Genomic DNA, 10498 nt, shown 5'->3' with positions numbered 1-10498 from the left:
TCGACATCGCCATCTCGCCGCAGCAGGCCACCATCGGCAGCCTGCTGACCCACGTGCGGCGTGGCGACATCGTCAACGTGCACTCGCTGCGCCGCGGCGCCGCCGAGGCCATCGAGGCCATCGCCCACGGCGACATGCAGTCGTCGAAGGTGGTGGGCCGGGCCATCGGCGAGATCGACCTGCCCCGGGGCACCACCATCGGCGCCATCGTACGCGGCAAGGAGGTGCTGATCGCCCATGACGACGTGGTGGTGGCATCGGGCGACCACCTGATCCTGTTCGTTATCGACAAGCGCCGCATCCGTGACGTCGAGCGGCTGTTCCAGGTCGGGCTGACGTTCTTCTGATGGACGGCTCGATGACACCCCGCGACGCAGGGAACGCCGCACGATGAGCCTGCGAGTCATTCTTCGCATCCTCGGCCTGCTGCTGATGATGTTCAGCCTGACCATGATGCCGCCTATCCTGATCTCGCTGCTGTTCGGCGATGGCCAGTGGGATGCCTTCATGATCGCCATCATGATCACCGTGATGACCGGTCTGGTGATGTACCTGCCCAATCGCAACGCGCGCAAGGAGCTGCGCATTCGCGACGGCTTCTTGATTGCAGCACTGTTCTGGAGCGTACTGGGGCTGTTCGGTTCGCTACCCTTCATGCTCACCGGGGACGCCGCCCTGGCGCCCACCGACGCGGTGTTCGAGTCGTTCTCGGGGCTGACCACCACCGGCGCCACGGTCATCACCGGCATCGAATTCCTGCCCGAATCGGTGCTCTACTATCGCCAGCAGCTGCAGTGGCTCGGCGGCATGGGGATCGTGGTGCTCGCAGTGGCGATCCTGCCGACCCTGGGGGTAGGCGGCATGGCGCTCTATCGCACCGAGATCCCGGGCCCACTCAAGGACTCCAAGCTGACCCCGCGCATCACCGAGACGGCCAAAGCGCTGTGGTACATCTACGCCGCCCTGACGCTGACCTGCTTCCTTGCCTACCTGGCCGCCGGCATGAACTGGTTCGACGCCCTGGGCCACAGCTTCTCCACCGTGGCCATCGGCGGCTTCTCCACCTACGATGCCAGCATCGGCCACTTCGACAGTGCCGTGATCGAGCTCATCTGCGTGTTCTTCCTGATCGTCTCGGCCATGAGCTTCAGCCTGCACTTCCTGGCCTGGCGGGGCAGGCAGCTCAGCCACTACCTGCACGATCCGGAAGCGCGCTTTCTGCTGCTGTTCCTTTCCGGGCTGATCGTCATCGCGGTGGTCTCGCTGTGGCTGACCGGCACCTACGACACAGAGCGCGGCCTGCGCCACGGTCTGTTCCAGGCGGTTTCCATCGCCACCACTGCGGGCTTCGGCGTGGCCGACTTCTCGGGCTGGCCTGGGGCGCTGCCCTTTCTGCTGTTCATGGCCGCCTTCGTCGGCGGCTGCTCCGGCTCCACCGGCGGCGGCATGAAGGTGATCCGTATCATCCTGATCATGAAACAGGGCATGCGCGAGGTGATGCGCCTGATCCATCCCAGCGCGGTGATCGCGGTGAAGGTAGGCAAGGTGAGCGTGCCCGACGGTATCGCCCAGGCGGTGTGGGGGTTCTTTTCGGCCTACCTGATGCTGTTCTTCCTGATGCTGGTGGGGGTGATGGCCACCGGCGTAGACCAGGTCACCGCCTGGTCGACGGTAGCCTCGTCGCTCAACAACCTGGGGCCCGCCCTGGGCGAGGCGTCCGAGAACTACGGCGAACTTCCCCAGCTCGCCAAGTGGATCCTGGTGGTGGCGATGCTGCTCGGCCGCCTGGAGATCTTCACCGTACTGGTACTGTTCACGCCCGCCTTCTGGCGACGTTGATCGGCGGCGCCGGGTTTGGTGCAGGGCTCGGCTTCGTGGATAATCGTATCTTCATCCCTTGCGACCCGAGCGTTCATGACCGACTCCCAGGAACCCGTGACCGACCCGCGCCAGGAAGGCGCCATCAGCGGCCCCCATCGTGTCGTCGAGGTGGGCGGCTCTCGTTACACCCTGCTGGGGACCGCCCACGTCTCTGCCGAAAGCGCCGAGGATGTGCGCCGGATGATTCGCTCCGGCGAATTCGACGCCGTGGCCATCGAGCTGTGCGATGCCCGCCACCACAACCTCAGCAACCCGGATGCCCTGGCTCAGCAGGATCTTTTCGAAATCTTCCGTCAGGGCAAGGCCGGCATGGTGGCCGCCAACCTGGCGCTGGGCGCCTTCCAGCAGCGCGTAGCCGAGCAGTCCGGTATCGAACCAGGCGCGGAAATGCGTGCCGCCCTCGAGGAAGCTCGCTCACACGACCTGCCGCTGCTGCTCGTCGACCGCGACGTGGGCGTGACGCTCAAGCGTATCTATCACAACGTACCCTGGTGGCAGCGCATGTCGCTGTTCACCGGCCTGCTGGGCAGCGTGATGTCGCGCCAGGAGGTCAAGCCCGAGGAGATCGAGCGACTGAAGGAGGGTGACGTGCTGGAGTCGACCTTCAGCGAGTTCGCCGCCGAGTCGAAGGCACTTTATACCCCGCTGATTACCGAGCGCGACCGCTACATGGTGCTGCGCCTGGCGGAGCAAGCCCCCCCCGGGCGCTACGGCAACGTGCTGGTGGTCATCGGTGCGGGCCATATGAAAGGCATGGTCGAACATCTCGAGTCGCCTCTGCCCGAAGCTCCACAGGTAGAGCGCCAGGCGCTTGAGGCCACCCCGCCTCCGTCCAAGGTGTGGCGCGCCCTGCCGTGGCTGATCACGGCGCTGGTGCTCACCGGCTTCGCCATCGGCTTTTCGCGCAATACCGAACTCGGCTGGCAGCTGGTCGGCGAATGGTTCCTGATCAACGGGGTACTTTCGGGGCTGGCCACGCTGGTCGCCCTGGCCCACCCGGTAACGGTACTGGCCACCATGGTGGCCGCGCCATTGACCTCGCTCAACCCTACCATCGGTGCCGGCTTCGTCGCCGCCGGAGTCGAGCTGTGGCTGCGCAAGCCCAAGGTGCACGACTTCTCGACCCTGCGGCATGACGTCACCGAGCTGAAGGGGTGGTGGCGCAACCGCGTTTCGCGCACGCTGTTGGTGTTCCTGTTCGCGACCCTGGGCTCCGCTGCGGGCACTTGGGTGGCGGGCTTTCGTATTGCCGGCGCGCTGATGGGCAGCCCGACCTAGAGTCAAGCGCTCTCGTCGGGGCCCCTGCCTGGACCTGTCCGGCCTGCGCCCGGGTCGTTTCGTTCGGCCTGGTCGAAGGCCTCGATGACTCGGGCCACCACCTTGCGCTGATCCACCGGCAGGGCCAGGTAGCGTTGCAGCACTCGCCGCTCTTCGGCACTGATCGACGGGTCCCAGGCACCGCGCGGCTCACTCACCCGATAGCCCTCGCTATCGCCATAGCGGAGCGTCTGCGGCTCCACCCCCAGCCACTCGGCCAAGACCTGCAATTTCTCCTGTTGAGGCAGGGTCTCCCCGCACAGCCAACGACGTACCCCCTGCAGCGTTACCGGCTTGCCCCAGTAACGCAGGTTGAATTCCCGCTCCAGCACGGCTGGGCGCGGCTCGTAGCCGGCTGCACGCATGGCGGCAGCCAGTCGTTCGGCGAAGGCGATCTTTTCATTCATCGCAGGAATGTGCCGCGCTCGCCACGAACGCAGTTGAACCAACGGTTGATAATACACAACAACAAATGGTTTACTTTCTGCATGTCGGTGCCCTCGCGTTTCTTGCCGGACATCCCAGTGGGCAAGGCACGCAATAGGGAGGAACGGCAGCCATCCGCTGCCGGGTACACAACAGGGAAATCCCATGCCGGACTCGCTTGATAGGGAACTCGATGCGAGCATTCGCCCGTCCGCACCGCCCCCCGTCGAGGCGGTCCAGCCTCATGGTTGTCTCATAGCATTCGACAGCGACTGGCAGGGCATCCGCCTGGCCAGTGCCAATCTCTCTCGCTTCTTCGGCCTGACGCCCGCCGAAGCGCTCGGTCAGCCGCCCGAAAAGGTACTGGGTGCGAATATCGCCACGGCCTTGGCAAGCGCGTTGGCCAAGGGCGCTCCCGGCATGACGATTCCCTCGGGTCAGGCGGGCGTGACTTCGCGGCATCTCTATGTCTCCACGCACACGACAGGACGGCATGTCATCCTGGGAGTGGAGCCCCAGCCAGGAGATAGTCACGAGCTTCCGGGCCTCGGCTACGCCTGGGGGATGCGTATCGCTCAGGCCAGCAGCGTCAGTGAGCTCTATGCACACTTGCTGCGGGCCTTGCACGCACTGACCGGCTTCGAATCCTGCACCCTCTATAGTCATGAGTATGGCGGACACAGCGTGCGGCTGGGTCAGGAAGGCACGCGTTTCGAGCCCTTTCCGAGCGCCGTGGGCCGTCGCACCACCGCGCCCATGGTGTTGGTCGACAGCCAGGCGGAACCGATCGGACTGGAAAGGACACCGGGGCCGCAACCCGACCTGTCGCAGTGCCCACTATGCCTGCCGCCGCCACCGCTGATGGCGTGGCTGTCCGGCCGCCAGGCTCGCGCGGCCTTGATCCTCGATCTCGACGAGACGACCCCGGGCCGCAGCCTGGCGATCTGTCGGGACCGCCAGCCGCGCCACCTGGCTCCCCCCCTGCGCCACCTGATTTTGCAGCTCGCTCAGCTTGCTGCGCTGCGCGGGGCACTGCTAAACCAGAAGCGGGAAACCCGACATCGCTACCGTGAGCTTCACGAACGCAATACCAGGCTCCAGTGGCTGGCCTATACCGATCCGCTGACCCAGGTGGCGAATCGCCATCGTATCGAACGCCTTCTCGAAGCCGAGCTGACAATGGCCGATAAAGGCGGTAGCCCCCTGGCCTTGCTGCTTTTCGATATCGATCATTTCAAATCGATCAACGATACCCATGGTCACGGCGTGGGCGACCAGGTGCTGCACCGGGTGGCCCAGATTGCCCAGGCTCAGCTGCGCGACAGCGATCATCTCGGCCGCTGGGGCGGCGAGGAGTTCATCGCCGTGGTGCCCGGCTGCGACCTGGAACTGGCACAGGAGCTGGCCTGGCGCCTGTGCCGCTCCCTCAACGAATGCCGCATCGCTCCCGTCGGCCGGGTCACCGCCAGCTTCGGCATTGCCGTCAGCCAGCCTGGGGATACCTCGCGTAAATTGGTGCAACGCGCCGACAGGGCAATGTACTGCGCCAAGCGGGCGGGCCGCGCCTGCGTGCGAACCCAGGCACTCGACGCCTAGCGCTACCGCTTCATTCGGCCCGGTACGCCAGCAGCCTACGCATCGCCGCGGTGGGCGTCTCGATCTTCTCGTAGCGGCGACTGGCGGCGTAGCTGACGTTGAAGGCGTCGAAGTAGTCGTCGAGCACCTGGGCGGCATCGACGTCGCCGCTCTGGCGCAGCAACTCGGCCGCTACCTCGGCAGTACACAGATGGGCCTGGGACGCGGGCTTGCGCAACTGATAGCGGGTCATGCGCTGGGTCGCCAGAGGCAACACCGGCAGCCCATCGAGGTAAACGCTCTTGCGAAAGATCCGCCGCGCCTGACGCCAGGTGCCATCGAGCAGAATGAACACCGGTATCCGGCCGTTCGTCTTGACCTCACCGACCGCCTCCATGCCCACGACGCGATCGGCATAATCGGGCTGGTCATCGGGAAAGATCACGAAGGGGGCGTAGCGCGCATCGTCGAGCAGGGCCAAGAGCCGCTCGTCCGGCGCGGTGCGATACCAGGTAAAGACTTCGGTCGTCGGCAGCACATCGCGGATCAAGCGCCCGGTATTGGTCGGCTTGAGATGCTCCAGCGGGTGCGTGACCAGCCAGATACGCGCCTCACTTTCGGCACTGATACGATAGGGACAGAGGCAGTTGAGCACCGGCAGCTGGCAGCCGGGGCAACGCTCGGTGAAGCTGCCCCGCGCCTTGAACTCGCGCCGTGGGGGGCGTGGATGACCGGTGGCGGGGTCACGAGAAAGCCCGGCAGCGGGGTCAAGGGTCGTCTGCAAATCGCGATCTGCCATGCGGGCCTGCCATTGCGCCAAAGGGGCAGCATTCTAGCATGCCTGTCCGCTCAACCCAGCAGGGTCTGGGGCACCCACAACCTCCCCTCGCGCCGCCAATGGCGTACCAGTGCCGGCACGCCCTTGCCGGCAAGCTGGCTGATGCGGGTCACGCCCGGGGGCGCCAGCGCCTCGGCTTCGGGGTCTACCAGCAGGCTGGGGACATCCAGCGGCGTGTGTTCGAGCAGCGAAGCGGCCGGCATGACCGCAAGCGACGTGCCCACCACCAGTAGCATATCCGCCTCGGCGACGATGTCACAGGCATCGGCGAAATGCGGCACGCTCTCGCCGAACCACACCACGTCGGGGCGCAGCTGACTGCCCTTGTCGCAGATGTCGCCGAGCTGGATTCCGCCGCGCGGCAGCGGGTACTGCATGCGACTATCCACCGTGGAGCGCGCCTTGAGGATCTCGCCATGCAGGTGCAAGACGTTGCGCGAGCCGGCGCGTTCATGCAGGTCGTCGATGTTCTGAGTGATGATGCTGACACGGAAGCCCTGTCGCTCGAGCGCCGCCAGCGCCTTGTGAGCGGCATTGGGGCGCGCCCGGCGCACCTGGTCTCGGCGCAGGTTGTAGAATTCGAGCACTCGTGCGGGGTCGCGCCGCCAGGCCTGGGGCGTGGCAACATCGTCGATGGGATGCTCGGCCCACATGCCGTCGCTGGCGCGAAACGTCTGGATACCGCTCTCGGCACTGATGCCAGAGCCGGTGAAGACCACTAGATGGGGGCGCCTTGCCTCTGCCATGTGCCTCCTCACGTCATCGCGCTGCCATTCAACGCGCTCAATAGACCAAGCCGTTCTCCTCGCCGGCGCTGAAACGCTGCTTGTTGCGATAGGGATAGACGTCGATCACTCGCCCGTCGATGATCGCCTGCTGCAACCCTTTCCAGTAGTCGGCGTCGAAAAGCTCCGCGTGCAGCTGGTAGAAAAGCTTGCGCAGCTTGAGGTCGGCGAACAGGAACGGGCCGAACTCCTCGGGGAAAATATCATTAGGCCCTACCGAGTACCACGGTTCACTGGAGAGTTCCTGCTCGGGGTACATCGCTTCGGGAATGTGACGGAAGTTGCATTCTGTGAGGTAGCACACCTCATCGTAGTCGTAGAAGATCACCCGGCCGTGTCGGGTGACGCCGAAATTCTTCAGCAACATGTCGCCAGGAAAGATGTTGGCAGCGGCCATCTGCTTGATGGCATTGCCATAATCCTTGAGCACCGCACGCATTTCCTGCTCACCGCACTGCTCGATATAGAGATTGAGCGGTGTCATCATCCGCTCGGTGTAGCAGTGCTTGATGATCACCTTGTCGCCCCGCAGCTGCACGGTGGAAGGCGCCACCTCCAGCAAATGGTCCAGGCACTCCGGGGCGAAGTGATCCTTGCGCGCAATGAAATTGGAGAATTCCTGCGTATCGGCCATGCGCCCGACCCGGTCGTGGCGCTTCACCAGCCGGTACTTCTCGCGCACGGTGTCGTGGCTCATCTCCTTGGACGGGTCGAAGCGGTCCTTGATGATCTTGAACACGGTACGAGACGAGGGCAGTACGAACACCGCCATGACCATACCGCGAACGCCGGGTGCAATGATGAACTGATCCTCGCGCTTGGCCACCTGACGGTTAAGCGCGCGGAAAAACTCGGTCTTGCCATGCTTGAAGAAGCCGATGGCCGAATAGAGTTCGCCCTCGGGCTTGTCGGGCATCAGCTCCTGCAGGTAGTCGACGAATTCCCCCGGCACCTGTACTTCCACCTGAAAGTAGGCGCGAGTGAAGGAGAAGATGATCGAGACCTCATCCGACTCGATCAGCACCGTATCGAGGTGCAGCCCCTCGCCCTGTTCGTGCAGGATCGGCAGCACCAATGGCACCTGCTCCCCCGCCCCGCGAATGCGCCCCACCAGATAAGCGCCCTTGTTGCGATAGAAGACGCTGTTGAGCAGCTCCACCTCGACATCCGGCGCCTCGAGAATCGCTGAAGGCAAATGCCCGCGCAGAAAGTCGCCACCCAGACCCGCATCCCGCTCCAGATCCTCGAAGGGTGTCTCGAACGGCGCCTCGGTCAGCGCCCAACGAACCGCGCCCGCCCAATCGCCTTCCACTCGGCGGCGTCGACACGGCTCTAGTCCCGAGTGGTGAGCCGCCGCGTCGCGAGAGCTGTAGACGAACATCCAGTCGTTACGGATATGGCGATGATGAAAGATCGAGCAGAACAACGAATTGAAGTAGGTCTCGGCCAGCTCGTAATCGAGTCGCTCGCTGATCAGCTCGGCATAGTGGTTCCTGGCCTCACGCCAGCATTCGCAGTGGGTAAGCTCCTCCTCGGGCAGAGCGCGCCGAAGCCGCCCCAGGGTCTCGCCGACCTTCTCTTCATAGAGATTGATACGCTCGGCCGACGCCTGCTGCGCCTCGCGCCAGGCGGCATCGCGAAAACGCCGGCTCGCATCGGCGGTGATCTCCTTGAAGCGGGTACGGTACTCATCGAAGCCGTGCAGGATGGTCGCGGCAAGACGATAGGCGGGGGAATGCTTCATGGCGGACTCCGGGCAGCGTAGGTCGACAGCTTCGCCAATTCTCGCCCGGGATGCGAGCCAACCATGGTGGTGGCGGCTGTAGTCCAGCGACAAGAGGCGATGAAGACGCCCGTCATGCATTCATCATCGCCCTGTCGCAGAGTCGTCATGCGCCAATGACATGCTCGGGCGTGAGTCGAGGCAAGGAGGATGCCATGCGAATCTGTCTGGTCAGCGAGACCTGGTCACCCGATATCAATGGCGTCGCTCATACCCTTGTACAGCTGAGCCGCGAGCTTCAAGAACGCGGGGTGGCCATGCAGCTCGTCCGCCCCCGCCCGGCAAGCGGCAAGGCACGAGGGCGTCCACCGGGAATGCAGGCCGAGCTGCAAGTGCGCGGGATCGGGATCCCCGGCTACCGCGCCGTGCGCATCGGCATGCCTGCAGGCAGACGCCTCAGGCGACTTTGGCAGGCACAGCGACCAGATGTGATCTATCTGGCCACTCAGGGTCCCCTGGGCTGGTCGGCGAGGCGTGTGGCCAGGGGCTTGGGCATTCCACTAGTGGCCGGCTGGCACACCAACTTCGACCATTACTGTAGTGACTACGGCCTGCCATGGTTGGCTCCGGCATTGATGCGTGGACTGCGGCACTTCCACAACGGCTGCCAGATCACCCTCGTGCCTACCCGCCAGCAGGCAGACGAGCTCGGCAACCAGGGCTTCCAGCGTCTTGAAGTGATGGGGCGCGGTATCGACCAGGAGCGCTTCTCGCCCGATCTACGCTGCGCCCAGCTGCGTCGCCGCTGGGGAGCAGATGCCCATACCCCCGTGGCACTGCACGTTGGCCGACTGGCGCCGGAGAAGAACCTTACGCTGCTGCGCGAAACGCTGCATGCCATGCGCAGTGCTCGTCCCGATATGGTTCAGGTGATCGTCGGAGACGGACCTGCACGCCGTTCGCTCGAAAAGGCCCTGCCGGAGGTGCACTTCACCGGTTTCATATCGCCGGAAGAGTTGGCGCGGCATTACGCCAGTGCCGATCTGTTTCTGTTCCCTTCGCTCTCGGAGACGTGGGGCAACGTGGTGCCCGAAGCCATGGCCAGCGGCCTGGCCGTGGTTTCCTACCACCATGCGGCAGCTGCCGAGCTCATCGAGAGTGGCAGCCATGGGATTACCGTATCGGCAGGAAACGCAGCGGCGTTCCAGGAGGCCGCGGTTGCGCTGTGCCAGCATCCCGCTCGCTGGGCCCAGTTGGGCCGTGCCGCACGCTTGCGCAGCCAGGTCTGCCGCTGGCCCGCCATCGCCGATACCTTTCTTTCCACACTCGAGCAGGCCCGGGAGATACGTCATGCGCCCACGCACCCTTACGGTATTTGATCGGCTCGATCTGCTGGAGTGGCGGTTGTGCCAACGCTTTGCCAATCTCAGCCTCTATGCGCCCTGGCGAGCACTGCTGCGCCTGTCCAGCCGCTTGGGCGACTGGCCGCTCTGGGTCGCACTGATTGCCGCCCAGCCGCTACTCCAGCCCCATGCCGGCCCGGCCTTTTTCCTGCAGTACGCCGCCACGGGAATCATCGCCATTCTCATCTATCGGCTGGTCAAGACGCGACTGTGTCGCGAGCGGCCCTTCATTACCTTCGTCAACCTCATCCGCTGCAACGAGCCGGCCCGGGATCGTTACAGCTTTCCCAGCGGACACACCATGCACGCCGTGATGTTCTGCGTCATGACCTCCGTTCATGCTCCCTGGCTGCTGCCTTTGCTGGTGCCGCTGGCGGCCTTGATCGCCCTCTCCCGGGTCGGCCTCGGGCTTCACTACATCAGCGATGTCATCGCCGGTGGTGCCATCGGTTACGCCTTCGGCCTGGTCAGCCTCTATCTGGCCGGTTGAAGGGTACCGTCATCGCGTCGTCATGCAACGGTCACGGACCCGACCGGAAGTCGTCATACC

10 protein-coding genes are annotated in these 10498 nt (G+C 64.5%); 6 read left to right on the top strand and 4 right to left on the bottom strand.

Annotated features, from left to right (window positions below; genetic code table 11):
• The 3 genes from AC2VNO_RS17020 to AC2VNO_RS17010 all read left to right on the top strand — a co-directional run.
• Window positions 1–347, top strand: a 347-nt coding sequence (locus AC2VNO_RS17020) for a TrkA C-terminal domain-containing protein (RefSeq protein WP_486935250.1), incomplete at its 5' end; no start/stop codon positions are given.
• Window positions 348–390: 43 nt separating this feature from the next.
• The gene (locus tag AC2VNO_RS17015) at window positions 391–1839 is read left to right on the top strand and encodes a TrkH family potassium uptake protein (protein ID WP_486935249.1); all 1449 of its coding nucleotides are present in this window, start codon (window positions 391–393) and stop codon (window positions 1837–1839) included.
• Window positions 1840–1914: 75 nt separating this feature from the next.
• Window positions 1915–3159: a TraB/GumN family protein gene (locus AC2VNO_RS17010; RefSeq protein WP_486935248.1), complete on the top strand. Its 1245-nt coding sequence runs from the start codon at window positions 1915–1917 to the stop codon at window positions 3157–3159.
• Window positions 3160–3161: 2 nt separating this feature from the next.
• On the opposite strand, the gene AC2VNO_RS17005 is transcribed toward AC2VNO_RS17010, so the two are convergent.
• Window positions 3162–3605, bottom strand: a complete 444-nt coding sequence (locus tag AC2VNO_RS17005; RefSeq protein ID WP_486935247.1) for a transcriptional regulator — start codon at window positions 3603–3605, stop codon at window positions 3162–3164.
• A 184-nt stretch (window positions 3606–3789) separates the two neighbouring features.
• Between AC2VNO_RS17005 and AC2VNO_RS17000 the strand changes: the two genes are divergently transcribed.
• Window positions 3790–5220 (top strand): sensor domain-containing diguanylate cyclase, encoded by a 1431-nt coding sequence (locus AC2VNO_RS17000; RefSeq protein ID WP_486935246.1) that lies wholly within the window; start codon window positions 3790–3792, stop codon window positions 5218–5220.
• A 10-nt stretch (window positions 5221–5230) separates the two neighbouring features.
• On the opposite strand, the gene AC2VNO_RS16995 is transcribed toward AC2VNO_RS17000, so the two are convergent.
• From AC2VNO_RS16995 to aceK, 3 genes are read right to left on the bottom strand one after another with little or no spacing between them, the layout of a single operon-like run.
• Window positions 5231–5998, bottom strand: coding sequence for a tRNA-uridine aminocarboxypropyltransferase (locus AC2VNO_RS16995; RefSeq protein ID WP_486935245.1), 768 nt, complete (start codon window positions 5996–5998; stop codon window positions 5231–5233).
• 50 nt (window positions 5999–6048) lie between these two features.
• The gene (locus AC2VNO_RS16990; RefSeq protein WP_486935244.1) at window positions 6049–6783 is read right to left on the bottom strand and encodes an SIR2 family NAD-dependent protein deacylase; all 735 of its coding nucleotides are present in this window, start codon (window positions 6781–6783) and stop codon (window positions 6049–6051) included.
• Window positions 6784–6820: 37 nt separating this feature from the next.
• Window positions 6821–8566 (bottom strand): bifunctional isocitrate dehydrogenase kinase/phosphatase, encoded by a 1746-nt coding sequence (gene aceK, locus AC2VNO_RS16985; RefSeq protein ID WP_486935243.1) that lies wholly within the window; start codon window positions 8564–8566, stop codon window positions 6821–6823.
• A gap of 194 nt (window positions 8567–8760) precedes the next feature.
• Between aceK and AC2VNO_RS16980 the strand changes: the two genes are divergently transcribed.
• On the top strand, window positions 8761–9924 hold the full coding sequence (locus tag AC2VNO_RS16980) for a glycosyltransferase family 4 protein (RefSeq protein ID WP_486935242.1): 1164 nt from the start codon (window positions 8761–8763) through the stop codon (window positions 9922–9924).
• Complete coding sequence (locus AC2VNO_RS16975) at window positions 9896–10438, top strand: phosphatase PAP2 family protein (protein ID WP_486935241.1); 543 nt, start codon at window positions 9896–9898, stop codon at window positions 10436–10438. Before AC2VNO_RS16980 ends, AC2VNO_RS16975 begins: the two co-directional genes overlap by 29 nt.
• Window positions 10439–10498: the final 60 nt, after the last annotated feature.

The sequence above is a fragment of the Halomonas sp. TH-94 genome (genome assembly GCF_057473365.1).
Note: the sequence above shows the minus strand (reverse complement) of the source record. Positions and strands in the feature narration are given on the sequence as shown.